Source organism: Herbaspirillum sp. RTI4 (assembly GCF_034313965.1).
Classification (GTDB): Bacteria; Pseudomonadota; Gammaproteobacteria; order Burkholderiales; family Burkholderiaceae_D; genus Herbaspirillum.
Map to the genome: position 1 here is coordinate 3,850,102 of NZ_JAVIWQ010000002.1, position 25,797 is coordinate 3,875,898.

General features: G+C 53.8%; 20 protein-coding genes. 11 read left to right on the forward strand and 9 right to left on the reverse strand.

Annotated features, from left to right (window positions below; genetic code table 11):
• The first annotated feature begins 84 nt into the window (after nt 1-84).
• The 5 genes from rho to RGU70_RS17205 all read left to right on the forward strand — a co-directional run bounded on the left by rho (nt 85) and on the right by RGU70_RS17205 (nt 6,872).
• On the forward strand, nt 85-1,347 hold the full coding sequence (gene rho / locus RGU70_RS17185; protein WP_322210587.1) for a transcription termination factor Rho: 1,263 nt from the start codon (nt 85-87) through the stop codon (nt 1,345-1,347).
• Nucleotides 1,348-1,588: 241 nt separating this feature from the next.
• Nucleotides 1,589-2,869, forward strand: coding sequence for an MFS transporter (locus RGU70_RS17190; protein WP_322210588.1), 1,281 nt, complete (start codon nt 1,589-1,591; stop codon nt 2,867-2,869).
• Between the two features lie 166 nt (nt 2,870-3,035).
• Entirely contained in the window at nt 3,036-3,308 is a 273-nt protein-coding gene (locus tag RGU70_RS17195) for a type B 50S ribosomal protein L31 (RefSeq protein ID WP_322210589.1), read from the forward strand.
• 284 nt (nt 3,309-3,592) lie between these two features.
• On the forward strand, nt 3,593-5,329 hold the full coding sequence (locus RGU70_RS17200) for a glycosyltransferase (RefSeq protein ID WP_322210590.1): 1,737 nt from the start codon (nt 3,593-3,595) through the stop codon (nt 5,327-5,329).
• Nucleotides 5,330-5,519: 190 nt separating this feature from the next.
• Nucleotides 5,520-6,872, forward strand: a complete 1,353-nt coding sequence (locus tag RGU70_RS17205) for an MATE family efflux transporter (RefSeq protein ID WP_322210591.1) — start codon at nt 5,520-5,522, stop codon at nt 6,870-6,872.
• Between the two features lie 4 nt (nt 6,873-6,876).
• Here the strand turns inward: RGU70_RS17205 and RGU70_RS17210 are convergent, their stop codons facing one another.
• A complete protein-coding gene (locus RGU70_RS17210) occupies nt 6,877-8,343 on the reverse strand; it encodes a putative bifunctional diguanylate cyclase/phosphodiesterase (RefSeq protein WP_322210592.1) in 1,467 nt (488 codons plus the stop codon).
• Nucleotides 8,344-8,620: 277 nt separating this feature from the next.
• Nucleotides 8,621-9,604: a DNA-binding protein YbiB gene (ybiB, locus tag RGU70_RS17215; protein ID WP_322210593.1), complete on the reverse strand. Its 984-nt coding sequence runs from the start codon at nt 9,602-9,604 to the stop codon at nt 8,621-8,623.
• Nucleotides 9,605-9,841: 237 nt separating this feature from the next.
• Between ybiB and tsaD the strand changes: the two genes are divergently transcribed.
• Nucleotides 9,842-10,867, forward strand: a complete 1,026-nt coding sequence (gene tsaD, locus RGU70_RS17220) for a tRNA (adenosine(37)-N6)-threonylcarbamoyltransferase complex transferase subunit TsaD (protein WP_322210846.1) — start codon at nt 9,842-9,844, stop codon at nt 10,865-10,867.
• Between the two features lie 74 nt (nt 10,868-10,941).
• Here tsaD and plsY read toward each other — a convergent pair whose 3' ends face one another.
• Genes plsY through RGU70_RS17240 form a run of 4 tightly spaced genes read right to left on the reverse strand, consistent with a single transcriptional unit; the run spans nt 10,942 to nt 13,595 of the window.
• Nucleotides 10,942-11,562 (reverse strand): glycerol-3-phosphate 1-O-acyltransferase PlsY, encoded by a 621-nt coding sequence (plsY, locus tag RGU70_RS17225; RefSeq protein WP_322210594.1) that lies wholly within the window; start codon nt 11,560-11,562, stop codon nt 10,942-10,944.
• A 55-nt stretch (nt 11,563-11,617) separates the two neighbouring features.
• Nucleotides 11,618-12,106 carry an aminoacyl-tRNA deacylase gene (locus RGU70_RS17230; protein WP_322210595.1) on the reverse strand — a complete coding sequence of 163 codons (489 nt, stop codon included), beginning with the start codon at nt 12,104-12,106 and terminating at the stop codon, nt 11,618-11,620.
• A 29-nt stretch (nt 12,107-12,135) separates the two neighbouring features.
• Nucleotides 12,136-13,107, reverse strand: coding sequence for a site-specific tyrosine recombinase XerD (xerD, locus tag RGU70_RS17235; RefSeq protein ID WP_322210596.1), 972 nt, complete (start codon nt 13,105-13,107; stop codon nt 12,136-12,138).
• Nucleotides 13,107-13,595 carry a methylated-DNA--[protein]-cysteine S-methyltransferase gene (locus RGU70_RS17240; RefSeq protein WP_322210847.1) on the reverse strand — a complete coding sequence of 163 codons (489 nt, stop codon included), beginning with the start codon at nt 13,593-13,595 and terminating at the stop codon, nt 13,107-13,109. The genes xerD and RGU70_RS17240 overlap by 1 nt, the downstream gene beginning before the upstream one ends.
• Before the next feature lie 621 nt (nt 13,596-14,216).
• Here RGU70_RS17240 and RGU70_RS17245 point away from each other — a divergent pair.
• Genes RGU70_RS17245 through RGU70_RS17255 form a run of 3 tightly spaced genes read left to right on the forward strand, consistent with a single transcriptional unit; the run spans nt 14,217 to nt 19,150 of the window.
• Nucleotides 14,217-15,473: an OmpP1/FadL family transporter gene (locus tag RGU70_RS17245; RefSeq protein ID WP_322210597.1), complete on the forward strand. Its 1,257-nt coding sequence runs from the start codon at nt 14,217-14,219 to the stop codon at nt 15,471-15,473.
• A gap of 6 nt (nt 15,474-15,479) precedes the next feature.
• A complete protein-coding gene (locus RGU70_RS17250; RefSeq protein ID WP_322210598.1) occupies nt 15,480-16,523 on the forward strand; it encodes a 3-oxoacyl-[acyl-carrier-protein] synthase III C-terminal domain-containing protein in 1,044 nt (347 codons plus the stop codon).
• 29 nt (nt 16,524-16,552) lie between these two features.
• On the forward strand, nt 16,553-19,150 hold the full coding sequence (locus RGU70_RS17255) for a response regulator (RefSeq protein WP_322210599.1): 2,598 nt from the start codon (nt 16,553-16,555) through the stop codon (nt 19,148-19,150).
• A 428-nt stretch (nt 19,151-19,578) separates the two neighbouring features.
• Here the strand turns inward: RGU70_RS17255 and RGU70_RS17260 are convergent, their stop codons facing one another.
• The 3 genes from RGU70_RS17260 to RGU70_RS17270 form a co-directional block, all read right to left on the reverse strand.
• Nucleotides 19,579-21,063 (reverse strand): TRAP transporter large permease subunit, encoded by a 1,485-nt coding sequence (locus tag RGU70_RS17260; protein ID WP_322210600.1) that lies wholly within the window; start codon nt 21,061-21,063, stop codon nt 19,579-19,581.
• Nucleotides 21,060-21,656 (reverse strand): TRAP transporter small permease, encoded by a 597-nt coding sequence (locus RGU70_RS17265; RefSeq protein ID WP_322210601.1) that lies wholly within the window; start codon nt 21,654-21,656, stop codon nt 21,060-21,062. Before RGU70_RS17265 ends, RGU70_RS17260 begins: the two co-directional genes overlap by 4 nt.
• Nucleotides 21,657-21,938: 282 nt before the next feature.
• On the reverse strand, nt 21,939-22,943 hold the full coding sequence (locus RGU70_RS17270) for a TRAP transporter substrate-binding protein (protein ID WP_322210602.1): 1,005 nt from the start codon (nt 22,941-22,943) through the stop codon (nt 21,939-21,941).
• A 179-nt stretch (nt 22,944-23,122) separates the two neighbouring features.
• Between RGU70_RS17270 and RGU70_RS17275 the strand changes: the two genes are divergently transcribed.
• Both RGU70_RS17275 and RGU70_RS17280 read left to right on the forward strand, forming a co-directional pair.
• Nucleotides 23,123-25,150 (forward strand): PAS domain S-box protein, encoded by a 2,028-nt coding sequence (locus tag RGU70_RS17275; protein WP_322210603.1) that lies wholly within the window; start codon nt 23,123-23,125, stop codon nt 25,148-25,150.
• A gap of 27 nt (nt 25,151-25,177) precedes the next feature.
• Entirely contained in the window at nt 25,178-25,768 is a 591-nt protein-coding gene (locus RGU70_RS17280; protein ID WP_322210604.1) for a response regulator transcription factor, read from the forward strand.
• The last annotated feature ends 29 nt before the right edge of the window (nt 25,769-25,797 follow it).

The following is a 25,797-nucleotide window of genomic DNA, read 5'->3' on the forward strand; positions in this document are numbered from 1 at the left end:
GCAGTACGCCCGTACTGCTGCATTAGTTCATTTACCACGCAAGTCCCTCCCCCACCTTTTTAAGTCCCGTCCCGGGAAACTCTTATGCACTTATCCGAATTAAAAGCCATGCATGTCTCGGCATTGCTCGAAATGGCAATCAGCCTCGACATTGACAATGCTGCGCGCCTGCGCAAACAAGAACTGATGTTCGCGATCCTCAAGAAGCGCGCGAAATCGGGAGAACAAATTTTTGGCGATGGCGCCCTGGAAGTACTGCCGGATGGTTTCGGCTTCCTGCGCTCGCCCGACGCCAGCTACATGGCGTCCACCGACGACATTTACATCTCGCCGTCGCAAATCCGCCGCTTTAACCTGCACACCGGCGATTCAATCGAAGGCGAAGTACGCACCCCGAAAGATGGCGAACGCTACTTTGCCCTGGTCAAAGTCGACAAGGTCAACGGCGAACCGCCGGAAGCATCGAAACACCGCATCCTGTTTGAAAATCTGACCCCGCTGCACCCGAACAAACCGCTGCTGCTGGAACGCGACATGCGCGGCGAAGAAAACATTACCGGCCGCATCATCGATCTGATCGCCCCCATCGGCAAAGGCCAGCGCGGCTTGCTGGTAGCGTCGCCGAAGTCCGGTAAATCGGTCATGCTGCAACACATTGCGCATGCGATCACCACCAATCATCCCGAAGCCGTCATGATCGTTCTGCTGATCGACGAACGGCCGGAAGAAGTCACGGAAATGCAGCGCTCGGTGCGCGGCGAAGTGGTCGCCTCGACCTTCGACGAACCGGCAACGCGTCACGTGCAAGTGGCCGAAATGGTGCTGGAAAAAGCCAAGCGCTTAGTCGAAATGAAAAAGGATGTGGTCATCCTGCTCGACTCCATCACCCGTCTGGCGCGCGCCTACAATACCGTCATCCCGGCCTCCGGCAAGGTACTGACCGGTGGTGTCGATGCCAATGCGCTGCAACGGCCTAAACGCTTCTTTGGCGCCGCCCGCAATATCGAAGAAGGCGGCTCGCTGACCATCATCGCTACCGCCCTGATCGAAACCGGCAGCCGCATGGATGACGTGATTTTCGAAGAATTCAAGGGTACCGGCAACATGGAAGTGCATCTGGAACGCCGCTTGGCTGAAAAGCGCGTCTATCCATCAATCAACCTCAACAAATCCGGCACCCGCCGCGAAGAACTGCTGATGAAGCCCGACCAGATGCAAAAAGTCTGGCTGCTGCGCAAGTTGCTCTACAGCATGGATGAAATTGAAGCGATGGAATTCATTCTCGATAAAATGAAGGCAACCAAGAACAACGCTGAATTTTTCGACATGATGAAACGCGGCAACTAAGCGTTCATCCACTTCACGTTTTTCCTCTGCAACACAAGGGAATACATTCACGCCGCAATGTGCAAACATCGCGGCGTTTTTTAACGTCAGACATAATGACGCAGCTACGCACCCCATCAGTTTGAACGATGGACATAAAACAAAGTGCGCCAGCCGAAAAATGGCCCGGCCAATAGCTTCTGCAAACAATTCATTGCAAATGCTAGAATCGCGACCTCAGCTCAACTCGGGAATAAAAATAATGGCAAACGCCCAGGCAAGTACATCGAAAGTCGGCACCGTTCTCAAAGTGACGAGCGGCAATTTTATGGAAATGTTCGACTTTTTCCTCTTTGGCTTTTACGCCTCCTACATTTCAAAGACGTTTTTCCCCTCCGGCGATGAGTTCGCCTCGCTGATGCTGACGTTCATGACCTTTGGCGCCGGCTTCCTGATGCGCCCGCTGGGCGCGATTTTCCTGGGGGCCTATGTCGACCGGGTGGGACGCCGGCAAGGTCTGATCGTGACGCTGGCCCTGATGGCACTGGGAACGGTCCTGATCGCCTTCGTGCCAGGTTTTGACAGCATCGGCTACGCCGCACCGCTGCTGGTGCTGATCGGTCGCCTGCTGCAAGGTTTTTCCGCGGGCGTCGAACTGGGCGGCGTCTCCGTCTATCTGTCCGAAATAGCCACGCCGGGCCACAAAGGGTTTTACGTTAGCTGGCAGTCGGGTAGCCAGCAAGTCGCGATTATTTTCGCTGCGGCACTCGGCTACGCGCTCAACATCTGGATGGCGCCAGCGGAAATCAGCGCCTGGGGCTGGCGCATCCCGTTCATCATCGGTTGCCTGATCGTACCGGTGCTGTTCGTCATCCGCCGTTCGCTGGAGGAAACGCCGGAATTTCTGCAACGCAAACACAAACCTAACGCCAAAGAAATTTTCAGCTCCATGCTCAAAAACTGGCGTCTGGTGATTGCCGGCGTGATGCTGGTGGCCATGACCACGGTCTCCTTTTACCTGATTACCGTCTACACCCCGACTTTCGGCAAAAACGTACTGAAACTGACCACGGTCGATGCGCTGATCGTGACCTTGTGCGTCGGGGTCTCCAACTTCATCTGGCTGCCTATCATGGGCGCCCTGTCGGATCGCATCGGTCGTCGCCCGATTCTGCTGACTTTTTGCATATTGACCGTCCTGACCGCCTACCCTGCGCTGTCGTGGCTGGTAGCCAACCCCAGCTTCGAGCGGATGTTGGGCGTTGAACTGTGGTTGTCGTTCCTCTATGCCAGCTACAACGGCGCCATGGTCGTCGCACTGACCGAAGTCATGCCGGTCAGCGTGCGCACTGCCGGTTTTGCGTTGGCCTATAGTCTGGCGACCGCGATCTTCGGCGGCTTTACCCCGGCCATCGCCACTTTCCTGATCCAATACACAGGCGACAAAGCAGCGCCCGGACTGTGGATGAGCTTTGCCGCCATCTGTGGCCTGATCGCCACGCTGGTGTTGTATCGCAAGAACGCGCGTCCGGCGATTGAATAAAGGAAGGGCGAAAGGAAGGGGCGAAACCATCAAAAATGGCGCAAACCCCTGATTTGATTGTATAATCCGACGCTTCACATCCCGGCAAGTGATCGACAATCGGGTCAAGAAGCATGACTGACCGACGAAGTGACGATTGGCTCCCTAATCTTATCAAGGCAAAAAAATGAAAAAAGGCATTCACCCGGAATACCGCGAAGTGTTGTTCCACGATGTATCGAACGATTTCAAGTTCATTACCCGTTCGACTATCAACGCACGCGACAAAATGGAATTCGAAGGCAAGGAATACCCACTCGTGAAGATTGAAGTTTCTTCCGAATCGCATCCTTTCTTCACCGGCAAGCACAAAATCGTCGACACGGCTGGCCGCGTCGAGAAGTTCCGTCAGAAATTCGGCACTGTCGGATCCAAGACACAAGTCGCAGACAGCGAATAATTGTTTCTGTTTCGACACTGACGCATTGAAAAAGGCAGCTACGGCTGCCTTTTTTAATTTCCATTGCGTCGGGAAAGCCGCAATACTGCGCAAGACGAAGACACATCCGGCAACACCCGGCAACAATGAAAAACAATATCCGCACCGTTTTGCTGCACAATGTCGCTGCGCCTGGCGCACACCGCCGACCGATCCGTCCACAGCCCACTTATGGTGCGCTATCGGACCTGCCGGCTTTTCACCGGCAGCCGCACCGGCCCTGATTTCCGCTACCGATGCAAACGATGCAAACCATACTCACCACCAAATTCAAACCTGTCCGTCTACCCGCTTCTGCCACCCGGGCGCTGCCGCGCTGGGCGCTGCTGGCACTAGGTCTCTTGTATATTTTGCCCGGCCTGATCGGCCGCGATCCCTGGAAAAGCGACGACGCCATCAGTTTCGGCATCATGTGGACCATGGCGCATGGCACGCTGCAAGACTGGCTGTCACCGAACATCGCCGGCATGCAGATGGCCGCCGAAAGCCCGCTGACCTATTGGCTGGGCGCGCTCTGCATCAAACTGTTCGGCGCACTTCTTGGCGATCCGCTCGCCGCCCGGGTGTCCGCCGGCATCGCCTTCCTGATCAGCGCCTTGTCGATCTGGTACGCCACCTATCTGCTGGGACGCCGCAGCGACGCGCAACCGCTGAAACTGGCCTTCGGCGGCCAGCCCGAAGCCCGCGACTTCGGCCGCACCCTGGCCGACGGTGCCTTCCTGATTTACCTCGGCTTTCTCGGCCTGTTGCTGCACAGCCATGAAACCAGCCCGAAATCGATGCAACTGGCGCTGCTGGCTTTTGCCATGTACACCGCCGTCCGTTTTTTCGACTCGGGCAAAGCCCGCAACAGCATCGCCATCGGATTGGCGCTGGGTTTGCTGGTCATCACTTACGGCTGGCTATTGCCGGCAGGGATACTCATCGGCCTGCTGACGCTGGCGGTGATTCGCAACAGACGGGCGATACTGCCATTGCTGCTCATCAGCCTGCCACTTGCTGTTGTGCCGGTAGCAGCCTGGATCTTCGCTCTGAAAACATTCACCCCCGACAGCGCCGGGCAAATCGACATCTGGATGAGCTGGAACCTGTACCAACTCAACTGGCCCTCCTTCCCCGCGCTTCGTTATCTGCTGAAATACGGCATCTGGTTCGCCTGGCCGGCATGGCCGTTCGCTGCCTGGGCCATCTATGCGTGGCGTCATCAGGAAAAAACGCTGCACATTTCACTCACGCTCTGCTTCCTGATCCCCATCGCGGCGCTGATCTTGCTCAACGTCCATAGCGAAGAAGAAATGTTGCTGCCGCTACTGCCTCCGCTGGCGATTCTGGCCGCGTTCGGGCTGCCGACCATGAAGCGCGGCGCGATCAATGCCGTGGACTGGTTTTCCGTCATGATCTTCACCTTCAGCGCCACCTTCATCTGGATAGGCTGGATCGCCAAAGAAACCGGCTGGCCGGCGCAAATCGCCAAAAATGCCCACAAACTGGCGCCCGGCTACCAACCCGATTTCAATCTGATCAGCTTCGTCATCGCCATACTCGGCACCCTCTGCTGGATCGTGCTGGTCAACTGGCGCATTTCAAGGCAGCCATCGGTGCTGTGGCGCGCCGTCGTCCTGTCCTCCGGCGGAGTAATCCTGTGCTGGCTGCTACTGACCACCTTATGGATGCCGTGGATTAATTACGGCCGCAGCTACGCTGGCGTCGCCGAGCAGATCGCGCAGCGCTTGCCCTCAACCGTGACCTGCATCGATACCAACGTCGGTCCGGCGCAACGCGCCTCGTTCGCTTATTTCGGCAAGATGCAGTTCGCCACTGATGAAAATAGCGGCTGTGATGTCCTGCTGCTGCAAGACGCCATGCGCGACCAGGATGACCGCTTGCTGCAACAATTCAGCGGCAAATGGAAACTGCTGTGGGAAGGTCGCCGGCCATCCGACCGGGACGAGCGTTTCCGCTTGTACCGACGGGCCCGATGAGGGCATTTGGGGGGAATCAAAACACGGTGCGTTTTGAGAATAAAAACACTGCGCGTTTTGAGAATAAAAACACTGCGCGTTTTGAGAATAAAAACACTGCGCGTTTTGGGAATAAAAACACTGCGCGGTCAGCACAACACCCGATTGTCCGATAACCCATTCCTACACTTCCATTGATCGCCTCCCCGCATTGACTTCCCGCACCCCCACCACCCGTATTGCCGCTCTCGCCTGGCCGATCCTGATCGGCCAGCTGGCGCTGATTGCCAATGGCGTCATCGACACCACCATGGCAGCCCGCTTTTCAGCGATTGATCTCGCGGCGCTGGCGCTGGGCGTGTCGATTTACGTCAGCATCTTCGTTGGCTTGTCGGGAGTGATGCAGGCTTTGTTGCCCACCATTGGTCAACTGGCGGGCGCGCAACGCTTCGCCGCCATCGGCGCTGAAGTCAAACAGGGTTTGTGGCTGGCGTTAATACTGAGTATCGTCGGCGGCGTCGTGTTGCTGTTTTCACCGGCGTTCCTGCAGCTCTCCCACATCGGCCCCGAGCTGCAGGCGAAGACCGGTCTGTATTTGCAGATACAGGTTCTCGCCTTACCCGCCACCTTGCTCTTTCGCGTCTATGCCGCGCTCAACACGGCACTGCTGCGACCCAAAATGGTGATGGCGATTCAGATCGTCGCGCTGGCGCTCAAAGTCCCTCTGAACGCGCTCTTCGTGTTTGGCGGTCTCGGCATCCCCGCATTGGGTGGCCCCGGTTGCGCGCTGGCCTCCACGCTGATTGCCTGGCTGATGGCGCTCATCGCCTGGGCGCTGGTCTACCGCTTCCCGTTTTATCGGCAACTGCACTTGTTTGGCAGCGGCTTCGTCTGGCCGCAATGGAAGACGCTGAGCACTTTGCTGAAACTGGGCATCCCGATGGGGATGAGTTATTTCATTGAAGTCACCGCCTTCACGCTGATGGCTATTTTCATTGCCCGACTCGGGCCGCTGGCGCTGGGCGGCCATCAGATTGCGGCGAACATGGGGACCGTCCTTTACATGCTGCCGCTCTCCATCGCCAGCGCTACCGGCACCTTGGTGGCGCAAGCAATCGGCGCAGGTAATCCGGTGTTAGCCAGACACATCGGAAACGCCGGCATACGGCTGGCGGCATTGTTATCGGTGCTGGTGGGTTTGCTCGTCTGGCTGGGGCGGGAGGCAATCATCCGCGCCTATACGCCCGATGCGGCCATCATTGCCGCTGCCTTGCCACTATTCGTCTACATCGGCTTTTATCAATTGTTCGACTCCGTTCAGGTCACGGCAGCCTTTATTTTGCGCGCCTACAAAGTGGCGCTGGTGCCGACGCTGATTTACGCTCTGGCCTTATGGGGAATCGGATTGGGAGGGGGCTATCTGCTGGGGCTGGATCCCTATCACCTTAGCCCGCCAATGTGGCAGGGTGCCGCTGGATTCTGGCTAGGCAATAGTGCGAGTCTGGGACTTGTTGCTATCAGCCTGCTCTATTATTTGCGCCGGGTGCAGCGCCGCACGGTTTGATCACTTACTCCGACGATGGGGCGCGACTGAATCCCAAGAGGAATTCAATATCACTCGCCTTCATGGGACGTCCGAGCAAAAACCCTTGCATCTGGTCGCATTTCAATTCTTTTAATATTTCCAGCTGCGTCGTGGTTTCTACCCCTTCTGCCACTACCTCCATGCCCAGTGCATGCGCCATCGCAATCATGGCTGACACGATGATTTTTTCTGCTCCGCTTCCATGACCCAGACGTGCAATAAAAGTGCGATCAATCTTGATGTGCTGGCAGTGGAACGCATGCAAATGTGCCACATTGGAATAGCCAGAACCGAAGCCGTCGATCGCCACATCGAAGCCGAAAGTTTGCAGTTCGGCGATAGTCCGGCTACTGCGCTCCACATTTTTCATGGCAGCGGCTTCACTGATTTCAAACACGATCCGGCGAGAGGGAATGCCCATGCCGCCGACCATCTCATTAATCAGTTTCGCCAAATCACGGCGCAATTGTAACGGCGACAAATTCATCGCCACCCGGACCGGAGGCATCCCTAGGGCATCCCATTGCGCAATGCTGGCGCAGACCTCGCGCAACACCCAGGCCCCGATCGCAATAATCTGGCCGGAACGTTCGGCAATCGGGACGAATTCCCCTGGCCCCATGTTGCCCAGAACAGGATGATGCCAACGCAATAAGGCCTCTAAGCCTGTGATCGCCTGTGTTTCGCAATTGAACTTTGGCTGAAAATGCAACTGGAACTGGTTTTTCTCGATCGCACTGCGCAGCGCCTGCCGGATATGCAAGTGGCGCATTGCGCTGGCGTGCATCGCAGGCTCGAAAAACCGATAGGTATTGCGCCCATTCTGTTTGGCTTCATACGTGGCGGCATCGGCATTTTTCATGAGAACCTCTGCCGTTTCACCGCTGTTGGGGTACACCGCAATACCGACGCTGGCCGAGATGCGGAGTACCGCGCCTTCGATATCGAATTCCTGTCGCAACGCCATCAAAATGTTTTCTGCCGAGTTACTGATCGCTTCGGTTGACGCCAGATTGCCCATGATCACCACGAACTCATCGCCCCCCACACGCGACACCATATCTTCACTGCGGATGCAATTCTGAATGCGCCGTCCGACTGCTACCAGCAGGCTGTCGCCTGCAGCATGGCCACAGGTGTCGTTGATCACCTTGAAATCGTCGAGATCCATGAACAGCAAAGCAAACGTGTTGCCACTGCGTCGCGCTACGTGGATGGCGTGCTGGATGCGATCCATCAGCAAGACGCGGTTAGGCAAGTCGGTCAATGGATCGTGGGTGGCGAAATGACGGAGTTTTTTATTGCCGCGGCTTAATAGCCATTTAATGAACTTGTTGCGCTTCATGCCGCGCCAGGAAACCTCGCGGAACAAAAACCAAGCAGCAACAAAAAATAGCGACAGGGAGAGCAGGACGAGTAGGACGATCCAGATGTTATATGTATTTGCCATACTGAACATTGGTGCGCACGCCTGTTTGATTGGTGACTTTAGGCACGAAATATATCCATGCCACTTTGCGCTGAAATCAGATAGAGGAAGCATCCACAGGAGTTATTGCTTTGCCGCCCGAATCTGATCTAAATTTTTTAATTTATTTTTTTAGTACGGATACAGACGTAAGTATGCACCAATCAGGCGACGCCTGAATCAATTATTCGCGTTTTAATGGACTCGAAATACCGGTCTTTTGCAGGCTATTGCCGTAGGAGCAACACTATTGCCGCCGCTAGCGCCGGACGGCAATATTCGCGGCCACGGCGACGCAATGTCGCACCTGTTCAGAGATGGCGGCGGGCACCTCAATCTTGCCATTCAACATTGCCTCGATCATGCGCGCAGTGGCTACGGCATCGCGCTCTTTGAGTGCCTCCGAAAACACATCCGCCACGATTTGTTTGCTGACAAGCGGCGTCGATGTGCCGCGACAAAACCAGTCAATCTGCTGGGCACGACGCGCATTGGCGACTGTCTCGCCCTCGGTACCGCGCATCAGGAAAACATCTCCGCGCGCAGCCGGTGCGGCTTGCGTGAAATAGGTACTCAGCATGGTGAAATATTCGGGATGGGTATATGAAGTCAGGCGCAACGCCGCCGCATCAAAAGGCTGCATAATTTTGACCAGCGTATGAGTCGAATTGCGTACGCCCAACACCCGACGTAGCGACAATAAACGCGCTATTTTTGGCGCGAGCACTTCAATCGGCATGAACGCTGGCAAACCTTCGGAAAAACGGATGCCGGCTTGCGCGGCATCCAGCGCCGGCGGCAAATCCAATGCCTGGAAAATCTCAGCGCTGGTGACGCGCCCGGCATCGTGCGTCACACCGTGCATCAGCACCGGCACACCTTCGCGCGCCAGCAGCAATGCCAGCAAGGGCGTCAGGTTAACCATGTGGCGTGCGCCGTTATAACTGGGAATGACCACCGGCGCATAAAGGCCCGCTGGCGCAGTCACGGGGGTAAACGATGTTTCAGCCGCCGCCAGAAAACCGGCGATTTCCTCCACCGATTCACCCTTGATCCGAAACGCCAGCAAAATAGCACCCAGTTCGAGATCGCTGACGCGACCGTCGAGCATCGCGCTGTAAAGCAAGCTGGCATCTTCGCGCGAAAGACTGCGTGCGCCGTCTTTTCCGCGGCCTATTTCCTTGATGAAGCGCGCCGCCGCCAGCGGTGCTGCGGGGTCTTGTTGCTGAGTCTGATTTTCCATGCCGGAAGTTTACACCGAAGCCGGCGATTTTTCCGACAGCGCCGCGCTCTGAAGCAGCATGGCGCGGCTTATGTGATCTGGCAGAAACCGTTAGCTACGGTCTGTGGCGGCTAACAGGAATTCATTTCCGTGCGCTACGGCGACACCGAAAAACAGTGCTACGCCAGACCTGCCACAACCGGCAGCAGGCCCTATCCCTTACAATGTCGCCTGACTTACTTTCCCACCTCCCCTCCCATGATCGTTCTCGGCGTCGAATCGTCTTGTGATGAAACCGGACTCGCGCTCTACGATACGAGTCAAGGCCTGCTCGCGCACGCACTTTATTCGCAGGTCGCGATGCACCAGGAATACGGCGGCGTCGTCCCCGAGTTAGCCTCGCGCGACCACATCCGGCGCGCCATCCCTTTATTACGGCAAGTGTTGCAGGAAAGCGGGATTGATCGTCACAGCATCGATGCCATCGCTTACACGCAGGGACCTGGCTTGGCGGGTGCGCTGCTGGTTGGTGCTGCGGTTGCGTGCGGCTTGGGACTGGCGCTGGACAAGCCCATGCTCGGCGTGCATCACCTGGAAGGACACTTGTTATCTCCCCTGCTGGCCGCTGCGCCGCCGGCCTTCCCTTTCATCGCTTTGCTGGTATCGGGTGGCCATACGCAATTGATGCAAGTCGAAGGGGTGGGGCGCTATACGCTGCTGGGCGAAACATTGGATGATGCGGCCGGAGAAGCCTTCGACAAGTCGGCAAAATTGCTGGGTCTGGGCTATCCCGGCGGGCCGGCGATTTCCTTGCTGGCAGAGCAGGGCGACCCACAGGCCTATCAACTGCCACGGCCTATGCTGCACGCTAAAAATCTCGATTTCAGTTTTTCGGGTTTGAAAACGGCGGTACTCACGGTCGTCAATAAAATCCCAGTCCCGATGAGCGAGCAAGACCGCGCCAATATCGCGCGCGGCTTTGTCGATGCGATGGTCGACGTCCTGGTCGCCAAATGCATGACCGCGCTCAAACACAGCGGCCTGCGGCGACTCGTGATCGCTGGTGGTGTCGGCGCGAACCGGCAATTGCGCGCCGGCCTGAATGCCGCTGCCGCCAAGCGCGGCTATACGGTGTATTACCCGGAACTGGAATTCTGCACCGATAACGGCGCGATGATCGCCTTTGCAGGAGCGCTCCGTTTGCAAGCCAACCCGGACGCTGCGCGCCGCGAATATGGCTTCAGCGTGCGACCGCGCTGGCCGCTGCAAGAATTGGTTCTCTGATTTTTTTAATGCGCCCGCTCAGGAAATAAACATCTGAGGCACCTTAGCCCCATAAAATTTATTGCTGACAGGCCTTAATGTGCGCCGTTCTTTTTCTTCTCTCCGATACGACTTTCCTTGCCAGCCAACAGATTGCCGATATTTTTGCGATGACGGTAAATCAGTAATCCGCTGACAATCACTACCGCTACCAGCACCCCATCTGCGCTGCCGAACATCAAGCCGTAATAAAACGGCGCGAACACTGCTGCAATCAGCGCCGCCAGCGACGAATAGCGGAAGGCATAGGCAATAATCAGCCAGGTTGCTACCGTTGCCAGACCCAGCCAGACATTCAGCGCCAGTAAAATTCCGAGCGCAGTAGCGACGCCCTTGCCGCCGATAAAGCGGAAAAACACCGGCCACAAATGCCCCAGAAATACAGCAAGCACGACTAGCCCCAGACTGCTGTCGTCTAGTCCGTACTGCGGCCCAAAGCGCTGTGCCAGCCACACCGCCAGCCAACCTTTGACGCAATCCCCCAACAAGGTCAGCGCCGCTGCCGCCTTGTTGCCACTGCGCAGCACATTGGTCGCACCCGGGTTCTTCGAGCCATACGTGCGCGGATCGGCCAGACCGAACAGTCTGCTCGACACCATGGCAAACGAAACCGAACCCAGCAAATACGCCGCCAACACAAACACTACTGTCATCATGATTTCTCTTTTCTTTATTGAAATAATCGGAAACTCGGTGGTTTTCGGTGACGGCCTATTCCTCTAATGCGCATTGCACCGGCACAGCTGCCAACGTTGTCAACAAGACTTGCGGCGCAATGCCAACAAGAAAGCCGCGACGCCCGCCATTGATATATATTTTTTCCAGCGCCAGCACACCTTCTTCGACATACACCGGCATCGCTTTACGCAGGCCGAACGGCGACGTACCACCCACCAGATACCCGGAGTGCCGTTGCGCCACTTCTGGCTTGCACGGCGCCACTGATTTGCAGCCGATCTGACGTGCCAGATTTTTGGTCGATACCTTGCGGTCGCCATGCATCAATACCACCAGCGGATGCGCTGCTTCATCTTCCATGACCAGTGTCTTGACGACACAGTGCTCATCTACCCCGAGCGCCAGCGCCGACGCGCTGGTACCGCCGCGTGCTTGATAGGGGTAGGGATGCTCACTGAAATCGGCTGCGTGCCGGTGTAGAAAGTCGGTGGCAGGGGTGGCGGAGACATGAGTTTTCTTCATCGGCGCCCATTATGCAGCAAGAACATCCGCTATCCGCGGGGATGATGTTCGGCGTGCAATAATTTCAGGCGTTCACGCGCCACATGGGTATAGATTTGGGTCGTAGAAATATCGGCATGGCCGAGCAGCATCTGCACCACGCGTAAATCCGCGCCATGGTTGAGCAGATGCGTGGCAAAAGCGTGTCGCAGGGTGTGCGGCGACAAGGGAGCGCTAATACCGGCCTGCAACTGGTATTTTCGGACGAGCTGCCAAAACATCTGCCGCGTCATCGGCGCTCCGCGGGCGGTAATGAATAAGGCATCGTCCACCTGACCTCCCAATATCTGCGGCCGCCCATGCTCCAGGTAGCGCACCATCCAGCTACGTGCTTCCTCGCCGAAAGGCACCAGACGCGTCTTGTCACCTTTACCGGTAATTCTGAGAACGCCTTCGTTCATCCCTACTTCCAGCATGCGCAGCAAAACCAGCTCCGACACGCGCAAGCCGCTCGCGTACATCAGCTCTAGCATCGCCCGATCGCGCAAACCGAGCGGTGTCGTCACATCGGGCGCATTCAGCAAAGCCTCCACCATGGCTTCGGTCAGCGCATGCACAGTGCGTACCGGTTGTCGGGCCGATTTAATTTTAAGGCAGGGATCAACGCTGATTTTGTTCTGCCGTAAGGCCAACTGGTAAAACCGTCGGATGACTGCCAGTCGCCGGTTTGAAGAGGTTGCCTTGGATAAGCGCGGGGCAGCAGCCACATCGCCCGGTATGGCCGGCTTAATATGTTTAGCGGCGATATAAGCATCCACATCCGCGTTCGTCGCTTCGTACAGATCGACACTTCGCCGCTGATACAGCCAATCGGCAAACAGCGTCATATCGCGCCGGTAAGCTTCCAGTGAATTACGCGCAAAACCATCCTCCAGCCATAAGCTGTCGCAAAACATATCGATGGCTCCCTGACTGCAAGACGGCGCAATGATTTTCGGCGGACGGGATACGGGGGCAGTCATCAATAAGACTCCACACCTTCATGCGCTAGCAACCAGCGCTTTACTCCCAGGTGAAAGCCGGCCTCGTCGCTCTGATGCGCGAAGCCGCCCAGACCGCCAGCGGCCGTCACCCGGTGGCAGGGAATGATGATCGGAAACCAGTTCGCGCCACAGGCCTGACCGACAGCGCGCGGAGCGGACTGCACGCGGCGCGCAATATCCCCGTAAGTCAGTACCTGTCCTTTGGGAATGGCGGCAATGGCTGCCCAAACTTTGCGCTGAAATAGAGTCCCGGCGGCGGCCAATGGAAGATCGAACCGACAATCCGCCTGCGCCAGATAGGCCTCAAGCTGAAGCGCGGCCCTCTCTGCCAGCGCATTTTGTGGCGGCTGAGCCTTGTAGGAGGGGGGCAGGTAAACCAGCTCACATAAGGCGTTTTCATCACCACGAACACCGATTGCGCCGAACGGGGCGGCGACGATAGCCGTGAACTGCAGCACTGCCGACATAGGTGATGAGCGCGCCGCGAGAGATGGCGCAGCATGTGGAGAAGTCTTTTTCATGACTCAGTATAAAGACATCCGCCAAGTGACTGACTGGAATTCTGCCATCGACGAAACACGGGGCCACCCATCCATTGTCACAATGCGTCGCGCCACCCGCAAAAAACAGACAAGTACCAAAATCAGAATCTTCTTGCATCTTCATGCAAGGGCGCGTGCCTGAACGGCGAAGGATTTGTTTATTATTTGTTTCCAAAAGGAAATTTATATCTATTATCCCATCGGCTAACAGTTCGCCAGCCTGAATATTTACAACGGAGCGCCCCCCGCTTTCTCACAGGTGAGCAAGCCCTACGTCTCAGCAATATCAATGTCTGCGACTCAAGATATCAAAGACATCGAATACACCGCTAAAACGGAGCCAACCACTCGAACCGCAGACGCATTCCATAACCGTCAGAAACGATTGGAACGGGTAATTTCAACGAATGAGTCCATCATGATGCGAAATAAAAAAATAGCATCTGGAAACAAATAATTTTTAACTAAAAAATACTAATTTATAAATAATTATAAAGATAATAATTTTTTATAATTTACATTTATTAATCTTAATATATTTTAAAAATGATGAAAATAATCCTTCTTTTAAAATCAATACACCTATTTCCCCTACTTATTTTTTACGTTACAGACGCTCGCGCAGCAGCGTTTTCCAGCCAAGCAACAAGTGCCTCCGCATTGGGAAATGCTTATGCCGGCTCAACCACTGGCACCCACGACAACTCGGACATGTACTTTAACCCGGCCATATTGAGCCTTCACGACAGGCCCCAATTAACTCTGGGGGCCATACGGACTGATCACGTCATCGACGCCACAGTACACAGCACCACCATCAACGGCATCGCCCAAAACGGGGTATCGAAAGCTTCGCCCGGATACATTGGACTCATCCCTTATTACTCACTGTCATTACCCCTAAACGCCTACTGGTCAGTGGGTCTCAATGTCAGCGCCCCCTTCTATCTGAACACCAAGTACGGCGCAGATTCGCTTGCGCGCTTTCATGCACTAGAAAGCCGGATTAGAAGTACTAACATTAATCCCATGCTGTCCTACAAAATTAACGAACGGCTGGCAATCGGCGCCGGGCTACAACTGGAACGACTTGATATAGAGATGAGCCGCAATATAGCGCCTCATCTGGTATTCGGAAGGTACGGCGGCAGCCATACCGGCTATGGGCTCAACCTTGGCTTACTTGCGCAGATAACACCCGAACTCAAAGCGGGCCTGGCCTATCGCTCTGCCATCAAGCACCATTTGCTAGGCAATGTCGATCTGAAGACTGCGGCTGGCGGCAACCTGCCGTCCTATCAAGGCAAAGTCGAATTCACCATGCCTGAAATGCTCGCACTAGGGATTGCCTGGCAAGTTCAAAAGAAAATGGAAGTAGCGATGGATATTCACTGGACCCGCTGGTCGCGTATCTCCGAATTTCTGATTGAGCGCATCGCCCCCCCACCTGGCAACACCAATCTGGCCGTCGCACTTCCCTTTCGCAACAGCCTGCTGACCGCCATCGGATTGAATTACCGACTCAATAATAAATGGTTGTTGCAATCAGGTCTCTCCTATGAAAAAGACGCCATCACCAACCATTACAGAAACCCCAGATTTCCCGTAGGGGACAGATATGGGCTGAGCATTGGGGCCCAATACTCACTGAATCAGAACACCCGCCTCATCCTGAGCTACGCAAGACAAATCATGAAAAACACTGTCAGTCACATCCCCGAATCAGCGACAACGGCAAGTCTGCAAGCGGAATACAAACAAGCCGTCCATCTGATCGGAGCCGCCCTCAACCTCACTTGGTAAATCACTATGAAAATCATCGGCATTGCCGCCACACTTCCCTCCCGCATTGTCAGCAATGAAGAAGTACTCGATTTAATTCAACACCATTCAAAAGATAGTTTTGATGGTGACCTGCCCAAAACCCTCAAAATCATCAATAAGGTATTCAAGAAATCTGGAATGGAATCACGGCACTGGCTGGCGCCGGGCGAACGTCCCATGGAAATGCTTCAGGAAGCCTTCGAGCGCGCACTGAGCGATGCCAATATCAAGAAAGAAGACATCGACTTACTGATTTACACCGGCGTCGGCCGGGGATTCATTGAGCCCGCGAACAGCTGTTTTATCGCCAATGCACTGGGTTTGAAGTGCCGTAATTTTGATGTGCTTGAAGCCTGCATGGGTTGGGTAGCGAGCATGGATATTGTCAACGACAAAATGAAAGCAGGAGCAGCCCGCAACGCGGTGGTGGTCAACATGGAATTCAACATGATCGAAGGATCGCACATCTATCCAAAGAATTTTTCGCTGAAATCCGCGACCGAATTGCCCTATAAATTTCCAAGTTATATGGTGGGGGATGCACTTACCGTCACCATATTAAGCAATGAAGACCCAAACAATTTTAAATTCACATTTGTAAGCCGCCCAGACTTATGCAATCTTTGCACCATTCCATTGCCTTGCTGGGAGTCATTCTGCAACCTGGAAAAACCCTTCTCGCTAACAAATCAAATTTATAACTTTAATTCGTATGGATATGAATTGCATGAAGAGGGAAGAAAAGAGATTATTAATGTGCTTAACAAACATGAAATGAAAAGTATGGATATTAAATATATATACACACACACATCCTCGCCCACGAGATGGGAGCAGTATGGCCAAGTAGTTAATATAACTGATAAATTTTATCTAGTCGCACATAAAACAGGGAATATTGCCAGCGCTGCAATTCCATATGGGATTGCAGAATCGAAACAAAATAATGTCTTAAAACCTGGTGACAACTGCCTAGGGTGGAAAGGTAGCGCAGGAATGTCTTTTGCTGCGTTAACCTTCACGTTTTAAAATGCATGCAATAAGAGATGGGAAATACCATGATCAAACTAATAATTAATATTTATAATAAATTATCAAAAGAAATTTTGTCTGAGTTGCAAATATCCGGACAAAATATTATTTATTTTGGATTAATAGGCGGAATTGGGCATCTTTTATATTGGATGATTTGGACAAAATTTATACCGCAGTCGTATGAAAATTTTTGGCTAAGGCTATTGTGCGGAATGTCTTTACTTCCAATTATATTTCATAAGAAGATGCATTTATCAGAAAAATTAAAATCAATATACTGGAATATTTCAATGACAATTAATTTGCCATTAATATTTACCTTTTTAATGTTGATGAATAATTTTAGTCCGGTGTATATTGTTTGCGAGATAATGGCAATTTATTCTCTTATCATATTATTACAGGGAATTTCTTCTGTTATTTTATCTTTTATTATTGGAGCAACTCTCGGCAGTATTCTTTTCTCTTATTTGTCACCGACCGGATTCGATTTCTTAAATTACAAAATACTTTTCGATTTTTTACCTTTAGCTTTTTTTGCCTTTTTTGCAGGTGGATTTTACAGTCGTTTAATCAGAGAAAGCCTCTCTCTGAATCAAATGACTGCCTCAACAAAAGAACGTGAAAAATGTTTACAAAGCCTGGCCGGTTCCATCGCCTATGAAATGCGCAATCCTCTTGGACAGATCAAACATAGCCTCGACACCATAGGCCATAATTTACCCATTCCGTCGACTGCCTCCGCGACGCAAATCATTCCATCAAGAAATCTGCAAGAACTATACCAACATCATTCCCACGGACGGCTGGCTGTTATACGTGGCTTACAAGTGATCTCCATGATCCTCAATGAAATGCAATCGGGATCCCTTGCCGGCTTAAAATTCACCTACCTGTCGGCGGCCGGCTCCACTAAAAAAGCCATTGCCGAATATGGCTATGAAACGGAAGGAGAACGCGGCAAAATTGATCTCAATATCATGCAGGATTTCACTTTCAGAGGAGATGAAACCAGTTACCTTTTCATTCTCTTCAATCTGATTAAGAACGCCCTGCATTTTTTTAAAAAATATCCCAATGCTCGCATCATTATTACAGTCAACAGTCCCCATATCTACGTCCGCGATACCGGACCAGGCATTCCGCAATCCACACTTCCCTATTTATTCGATGTTTTTTATAGCGCCGACAAATCAAGCGGTGGGACAAGTCTAGGGTTAGCCTACTGTCAGCGCATGATGCGCGCATTCAACGGATCGATTTCCTGCCATTCGGTGCTAGGTGAATATACCGAATTCACGCTACAGTTTCCGCTCGTTCCACAAGCAGAACTGGAACACAAAAGACAGGAAATACTGAATCAAGCATTACCTGTTTTTTCTGATAAACGGATTTTGCTGGTGGATGATGATGGCCTGGCCCGCATTGCCGTAAAAAAAATTCTGCAAAAATTAGGTGTCACCATTGATGAAGCCGCCGATGGGGCAAAAGCATTAGGAATGCTGCATCAGGATAGCTACGATCTGATCATCATGGATCTCAACATGCCTAAACTCGATGGTTATGCCTGCACTGAAAAAATCAGAAATGGTGCCGCACCCGGACACCAATTCGTCCCTATCGTCGCCTACACCACAGAGCCTGCGTATATGGCGGAGGTTAAAACCCAAAAAGTGGGGATGAACGGCTTCCTCAGCAAACCATGTAATGAGCTGGAGTTAATTCAAACCTTGCGGCAAGCTATCAAGCAATACCCTCGATTCCCTCACACTGGTGGAAAAAATGCCCTGCTCATTGGGAAAACCGTCCTGGTTGCAGCCGACGAAGATGCCAAGCGTCGCATCATCAGGGCATACCTTAGAGAATGGGGCATCATTCCTCTGGAAGCAGAACACGGCATCGCAGTGATGCGGCAACTGAGATCGAATCCCGAATGTTCCCTGGTGCTGATGGATATGCTGATGCCTGACATGGATGGCTTGAAAACAACGCGGGCGATTCGAGCTAGCGACACCCAATTCCAGAATATCAAAATCATCACGGTATCCGACAAGGCCGATGAATCCAGGCATGAAATCTTTGCTTCCGGCGCTACTGATTACCTGCTCAAACCAATAGACCCGACCGCATTGCATGCAAAATTACTTCAGCACCTGACAGGCGTACCCTGCTCCGAGTCCGACAGCAGCATTCCCTCATCACACAGACTACAAGGAATCGACAGCATCGAATCTGAGGCCGCCACGCCGACCGAATCACCCCTGTTTGATTTCGCGCAGCTGGAATACATTACTCAAACAGGCGTGCTGAAAGATGCGCTGCCAAGCCTGCGCCTACAGTGGAGCGACTGGCTAGATGTACTGACGCTGAGCGTCAATAACCACGACCTCGCACATTTGAAAAATGCACTGCATTACTTTAAGGGGAGCAGCAGCACGGTAGGCTCCCATGCCTTTTATTCTTACATTATTAAAATTTCAAACCAGACGCTGGGCGACAAGTGGCCAACCGAGGAAAACTGGTTGGCAAATTTCATCTATCTCCATGGGCGCACCGTGGAAGGCCTCGCCAAGCATCTCGAAGAATACGATCACTTTGCAACAACGCCAGCGCACGCCTGACTTCTGCTCTCAAGTTATTGAGGCCGCGAAGGAAATTACAAATCCTCTGAAACAACACCCCTCACATCCCCTCGTTAAAATCCACAACAAGATCAACAACATCGCCGCTTCAATCGCTGTTGGCGCGTCACACACCCTCGCAGTATTCAGTACAAGCACCCTTTGTTTTTTTCACCCCTGAAACGGCGCATTGACATGCATCAGACGCAAGCAGGATCGCTGCCATCGATATCGAAAGACGCGCATTCTCATGCCATCCCTCGCCCTTTTTAAATCCTGCGTCTGATCATCACACCCGCCAGATAATCAACGCTCTCTTACCCGACAGACATAAAAAAAGCCTGTCCGATACAAGAAAGGACAGGCCAGATTACAAGGGGATTGCGGATACCGTAGGCAGCGCAAGCACCCTTCGCAGATCAATATATTTATTTCAGCAAATGCGGCAACCAGAGCGAAATTTGCGGGATGTAGGTAATCATGATCAGGAATACGATCATCGTCCCCAGCCACGGCAACACCGCCACCGTCAGCTCTGAAATTCCCATCTTGGTCACCCCCGAAGCCACATACAAATTCAAACCAACCGGAGGATGGCACAGGCCCACTTCCATGTTGACCATCATCAGCACACCAAAGTGAATCGGATCGATACCCAGCTTGATCGCCACTGGGTACAGGATCGGTGCCAGCACCAAAACGATGGACGACGGCTCCATCACGTTACCGGCGACCAGCAACAGAATATTGACCACTGCCAGGAAGGCAATCTGTCCCAAACCTTGCGAAGTAATCCAGTCGGCCATCACTTGCGGAATATTTTCGCTGGTCATCAGGAAAGAGAACAGCACCGCATTGGTAATGATGTACAGCAGCATGGCGCTCATCGCTGCCGAATCCAGCAAAACCTTAGGAATGCGCTTGAATGGCAATTCCTTGTAGACGAAGACCACCACCACGAAGGCATACACCGCCGCCGTCGCCGCCGCCTCGGTCGGCGTAAATACGCCGGAATAAATACCACCGATCACCAGCACGATCAGCAACAGACCCCAGATGCTGTCCCAGTAAGCCTTCCATACTGCCAGCGATTCAAACTTCAAACCAAAATGTTTGCGTTTGGCAATCTGATAAACCACCGGCAACCAGACCATGAAGCAACTGACCACCGCCAGAAACATACTGCCGGAAGCGCGCTGCAACAGCCAGACAAACGGAATCGGCGGAACGAAGGTGATAAACAAACTGAAAAACACACCATAAAACGCGCTGCAGGTTTGGTGACTGAACGGCCGACCTGGAAACAATTGCACGCGCGGATAATCATTCTTACGCGCCAGCCACCAGGTAGTCAGTCCCAACATCAGCGCCAGCATGATGCCCGGCACGATACCGGCGATGAACATATCGCTGACAGAATTGTTGGTCGATACCGAATACAGCACCATCACGATCGACGGCGGCACCAGAATACCGAGCGCGCCGGAAGTCGTAATCACCCCTGCGCCGAAACGCTTGGGAAAACCGGCCTTCACCATTTCAGGAAGAATGATGGAACCAATCGCCACCACGGTCGCGACGGACGATCCCGAAATCGCGGCAAACAAAGTACACGCCAACACACCGGCTAAGGCCAGACCACCGTAAAAATGGCCCACGATGGCAACGGTGAAATTGATCATGCGTTTGGCTACCCCACCCTGCGTCAGGAAATTCCCCGCCAGAATGAAGAAGGGAATTGCCATGATCCCGAAGTTTTCGATACCCGTGAACAGCTTCAGCGCTACCGACTCAATCGGCACCGTCGTCAGCGTAAACAGGAAGGTCAGAACTGTCAGGCCGAGCGAGATGGAAACCGGCATGCCGGTCAGCATCAGGACAATCAGCAAGACGAAAATAATGGCTGCATTCATGAATGTGCTCCCTTGTTCTTAGCGTCAACTTCAGCGGCGATTTGATTCAGATCGATAGGGTCAATACCATCGACCTGCGTGTGATCACGGTGCGGCAATTCGCCGGTACGCCAGAACGACACCACCACCTGCACAAAGCGGTAACACATCAGATACGAGCCGAGCGGCACGCACAGATAAACGATCCACATCGGGATCTCCATCTCTTCCGACGTTTGCTCGGTATGCGCCATCTGCCACACAAAACTCGCGCCCAGAGTACCGACAACGCTGGTGAAAATCACCCCCCCCAGCAAACCAGCCAAAATCAGCTTGCGCCGATTGGCAGGGCCGAGCCGGTTAACCAGCACATCGACGCCGACGTGGGTACCCGCACGCACGCCATACGCTGCGCCGAACTTGGCCATCCAGACGAACATGAAGATGCACGCCTCTTGCGCCCAGCTCATGTTGATCGTCGAGGTGAAGTCCTGAAATGCAGGAACGCCGGAAGCGAAGCGATGCACCACTGACAGAAAAATAATGAAGGTGGCCGTCGCAATCAGCGTTGCGATGATCCATTCTTCGAGATGATCGAGAAATTTATTAAACATGGAATGATCCGTTCAGGATGGAAATGCCTGCTTTGAAAAAACGTATTTCGTCTAAGAAAATGTGTTTTTAAAGATGCTGTCGTTACAAGTCGTTTTTAATTATTTTTCAGGAAGCTCTGAATCGGCAGGGCAATCAGAGCAAGAGGAAGTCAAGAAGCAGAGCCGCTAAGAAAACACGCCTTACCTCTTGACCTTGTAACCCTGACCTCGTAACCCTGACCTTCTAACCCTGGCCCTGCAACCCTGGCATTGCACCGCCCGGTCGCTTAATCCGCGAGACCTTTATTTATTACCCAGCGCAGCCGATTCCTTGTTGATGGCATCGATCACATCCTTGCCGATACGACCTTCCATAGCCTTCTGCACCGGCAGCAAAGTCTTGCGCCACTCAGCTTTTTCCTTGTCGTTCAGAACGTAGACGGTTGTCTTGCCGGTCGCTTTGACCTTTTCCAGTGCAGCGTCGTTTTCCTGTTGCGCAATCGCATTAGCGTAGCGCGTCGATTCCTTCATCGCACCTTCCAACTGAGTGCGGATATCGGCAGGCAGACCAGTCCAGAATTTTTTGTTGACGATGACGGCGTAGCCGAGATAGCCGTGATTGGAAACGGTCAGATATTTTTGCACTTCATTCATGCGCTGCGTGTACAGATTCGACGGTGGGTTTTCAGTCCCATCCACCACACCTGTCTGCAGTGCCTGATACACATCGGAGAATGCCAGCACCTGCGGATTCGCTCCCAGCGCGCGCATTTGTGCGTCCAGTACTTTGGACGACTGAATCCGCATCTTCAAGCCCTTGAAGTCGGCAACAGCATGCAAAGGCTTGTTAGCCGACATCACTTTGAAACCGTTGTCCCAGTAAGCCAGGCCGATAATATTTTTCGATTCGAGTTTGGCGAACAGATTTTTACCGATAGGGCCTTCCGTCACGCGATACAGCACTTCTTTCGTCGGGAAGATATACGGCAAGTCGAACACTTCAAATTCCTTGACGCCCAGCGGACCGAATTTCGCCAGCGACGGTGCCAGCATCTGAACCGCACCCAACTGCAAGGCTTCCAGCTCTTCCTTGTCCTTGTACAGCGTGCTATTGGCATAGACTTCGACCTTCACGCGGCCATGCGTCGCCTTTTCTGCCAGTTCCTTGAACCGTTCAGCCGCTTTTCCCTTTGGGGTATCGCTGGTCACTACGTGACTGAATTTGATAACGATAGGCGCTTGTGCCAATGCGTTGCCACTCAGAGCGCCTGCCGCGCAAACGGCCATTATTAAAGAAGTGAGTTTCATGCTTGTCCCCTCAGGTTTGATGAAATAGTATCTGTCCAGCTATCCAGGCCAGCATGTCGCTTCACCAGTCCCGCCTGCAGTGGCGTTGAAACGGATTGCGCATGCTATTGTTTTCTCATTGACCCGCATTGTCGGCAAACCGTCACAATTACTCAACTGTGGATAACCACAATAAAAAGATGACACTCGGCCCGTTTAACCCCGTCAAAGCCGGCACCAGCCCGGACAGCAAGCACTTGCTGCGCTGGGCCATCCCGATTTTACTGATCACCCTATTCCTGCTGACTCTGGTCGGATTGCCAATAGAAGCGCAGCGAATGGAGGCCAGCGACCGCCAGGAGCAATTGATTGCCGATACCCTGTGGGTCGAACAAACCATGCGATTCCAGCTCGGCCGCGACGACGAAAGCCTGCAATTGCTCGGGCGCGACATCATCAACAACCACCTGTCGCCACCCCAGTTCCGTCAACGCATCGCCGCCTTGCTGCGCAATAATCGGGAGTTTTACCGACTGCTCTGGGTAGACCCGACGGGCAAAATCGTCGCCTCCACCACTGACGCTTCATTCACGCTGGAAAACCTGTCCGCACCTTCGCGGCAGACCATGCTCACCGCACGCCGCACCCAGACTGCGCAATACAGCCCGGCGACGACAACGGGCATCAACGAACCAACACTGATTGATTACTATCGCCCGCTCTACCGCGGCAGCCACTACGCAGGCATGCTCATCGCCAGCTATTCGGCCAACCGCATCCTGGAAGAAATGGTGCCCTGGTGGTTTGCCCAGGACAACGAAATCACCCTCGCTGACAGCGACGACAAACTGGTCGCCCGTCGCGTCGATGGCGGCGTCGGCCTTAACGTCTACACCCACGGGCGCGAACTGGAACTGCCGGGCCTGACGCTGCGGCTGCGCACCAACAGCACGAAGGGCGCGCCCAAGCTGCTACCCAATTTACTGGTCGGCTCCGTCATCGTCCTCTCGCTTGGTCTGCTCTGGAGTTTGTGGGCCTTATGGCGCGACATCCGCCGTCGACTGAATACGGAAGGGGCGCTGCGGCAAGAAGTGGTCTTTCGCAGCGCGATGGAAAACTCACTGGTCACCGGCATGCGCGCACGCGATCTGGAAGGCCGCATTACCTACGTCAATCCGGCGTTCTGCGCCATGGTCGGCATAGCCGCAGAAAATCTGATTGGCCGTATTCCACCCATGCCTTACTGGGCGCCGGAAGCCATGGATGAATATCAGGAGCGCTTCGCCAAAGTCCTTGCCGGCAGGATCACACCGCAATTCGAAACCATCTTCCAGCGTCGTGACGGTGAACGCTTCCCGGTGCTGATACTGGAGTCGCCGCTGGTCGATCAGGAAGGCACGCAGACTGGATGGATGGGTTCCATCCTCGACATTTCAGACCGCAAGCGAGTCGAAGACCTTAACCGCCGACAAGAAGAAAAACTGCATGCCAGCGCGCGCCTGGCCAGCATGGGTGAAATCGCCTCAACCCTGGCACATGAACTGAATCAACCGCTGGCAGCCATTTCCAGTTACTCGGCCGGCGCCATCAACATCATGCTCAGCAGTGGTCAGGCCGATACCAAAACCTTGCAGCCAGCACTGGAAAAAATCAACGCCCAGGCGCAACGCGCCGGCCAGATCATCCGCAGCGTTCACCAATTCGTCAAAAAACGCGAACCCGAAAGACGGCCAACTTCGGTGGCGGCGCTCATCGACAATGTCCTGCCGCTGATCGAATTACAGGCGCAACCGTTTCTGGTCATCGTCCAGATCGGCAAGCACCACAACATTCCCCCCGTGCTGGCCGATGCGGTACTGCTGGAACAAGTGCTGCTGAACCTGACGCGCAACGCCATCGAATCCATGGCCGACACGCCCTCCGCGCGCCGCTTGCTGCGCATCGTGGTGGAACACAAAACTGTCGGTGAAAATGCGGGGGGCAGCGATACCGTCGTGTTATCCGTCATCGATCAGGGACATGGCATTTCCGAAACGGTCGCCGCAGGTCTGTTTTCCGCCTTTTTTTCCACCAAATCGGAAGGCATGGGAATGGGGCTCAATATCTGCCGCACCACCATCGAATTTCACGGCGGCACGCTGCAATACACCGACAATCCCGCAGGCGGTACAATCTTTAGTTTTTCGCTCCCGGCTGCCGCCATCCCCTGGCAGTCGCCACTCCATTGAGTCCGCACTACTTTTCCCTTTGCGCCGATGCTGCACATAGTTGACGATGAAGAAGTAATCCGCGATGCCCTGCTGTGGCTGGCGCAGTCACGCTCGATTACCGCCACCGCCTATGCCAGCGGCACCGCGCTGCTCGAGGCATTAGCCGCCGCCAATCACTTTGATCCGCAAGGAGAATGCCTGCTGCTCGATGTGCGCATGCCCGGCATTAGCGGGGTAGCGCTGTTCGATATGTTGCTGGCACGCAAGTTATTGGGCCGGCGTCCGGTCTTGTTTCTCACCGGCCACGGCGATGTACCGATGGCCGTCGACACACTGAAAAACGGTGCTTTCGATTTTTTTGAAAAGCCGTTCAACGACAACAAACTGATGGACCGGGTGGAGCAAGCGCTGCAAGTCTCGCGCGCGGCTTGCATACAGGAGGCGGCGCAGATGCGCCTGTCCACGCTGTCAGCCCGTGAGCGCGAAGTGCTTGATCTGATCCTCGCCGGAAAAATGAATAAAGTGATCGCCGATGAACTCGGCATCAGCATGCGTACGGTCGAAGTCCATCGCGCCAACGTATTCGACAAAATGAATGTCAAGACGGCCGTGGAACTGGCCCGTCTGCTGAAGTAATCTCCACCGCGCCCGGCGCGTTTTTCTCA

Coding starts and splice junctions, on each gene's coding strand:
- rho (WP_322210587.1), top strand. CDS start 85: ATGCACTTATCCGAATTAAAAGCCATGCATGTCTCGGCATTGCTCGAA.
- RGU70_RS17190 (WP_322210588.1), top strand. CDS start 1,589: ATGGCAAACGCCCAGGCAAGTACATCGAAAGTCGGCACCGTTCTCAAA.
- RGU70_RS17195 (WP_322210589.1), top strand. CDS start 3,036: ATGAAAAAAGGCATTCACCCGGAATACCGCGAAGTGTTGTTCCACGAT.
- RGU70_RS17200 (WP_322210590.1), top strand. CDS start 3,593: ATGCAAACCATACTCACCACCAAATTCAAACCTGTCCGTCTACCCGCT.
- RGU70_RS17210 (WP_322210592.1), bottom strand. CDS start 8,343: ATGGCAAATACATATAACATCTGGATCGTCCTACTCGTCCTGCTCTCC.
- ybiB (WP_322210593.1), bottom strand. CDS start 9,604: ATGGAAAATCAGACTCAGCAACAAGACCCCGCAGCACCGCTGGCGGCG.
- tsaD (WP_322210846.1), top strand. CDS start 9,842: ATGATCGTTCTCGGCGTCGAATCGTCTTGTGATGAAACCGGACTCGCG.
- plsY (WP_322210594.1), bottom strand. CDS start 11,562: ATGATGACAGTAGTGTTTGTGTTGGCGGCGTATTTGCTGGGTTCGGTT.
- RGU70_RS17230 (WP_322210595.1), bottom strand. CDS start 12,106: ATGAAGAAAACTCATGTCTCCGCCACCCCTGCCACCGACTTTCTACAC.
- xerD (WP_322210596.1), bottom strand. CDS start 13,107: ATGACTGCCCCCGTATCCCGTCCGCCGAAAATCATTGCGCCGTCTTGC.
- RGU70_RS17240 (WP_322210847.1), bottom strand. CDS start 13,595: ATGTCGGCAGTGCTGCAGTTCACGGCTATCGTCGCCGCCCCGTTCGGC.
- RGU70_RS17245 (WP_322210597.1), top strand. CDS start 14,217: ATGATGAAAATAATCCTTCTTTTAAAATCAATACACCTATTTCCCCTA.
- RGU70_RS17250 (WP_322210598.1), top strand. CDS start 15,480: ATGAAAATCATCGGCATTGCCGCCACACTTCCCTCCCGCATTGTCAGC.
- RGU70_RS17255 (WP_322210599.1), top strand. CDS start 16,553: ATGATCAAACTAATAATTAATATTTATAATAAATTATCAAAAGAAATT.
- RGU70_RS17260 (WP_322210600.1), bottom strand. CDS start 21,063: ATGAATGCAGCCATTATTTTCGTCTTGCTGATTGTCCTGATGCTGACC.
- RGU70_RS17265 (WP_322210601.1), bottom strand. CDS start 21,656: ATGTTTAATAAATTTCTCGATCATCTCGAAGAATGGATCATCGCAACG.
- RGU70_RS17270 (WP_322210602.1), bottom strand. CDS start 22,943: ATGAAACTCACTTCTTTAATAATGGCCGTTTGCGCGGCAGGCGCTCTG.
- RGU70_RS17275 (WP_322210603.1), top strand. CDS start 23,123: ATGACACTCGGCCCGTTTAACCCCGTCAAAGCCGGCACCAGCCCGGAC.
- RGU70_RS17280 (WP_322210604.1), top strand. CDS start 25,178: ATGCTGCACATAGTTGACGATGAAGAAGTAATCCGCGATGCCCTGCTG.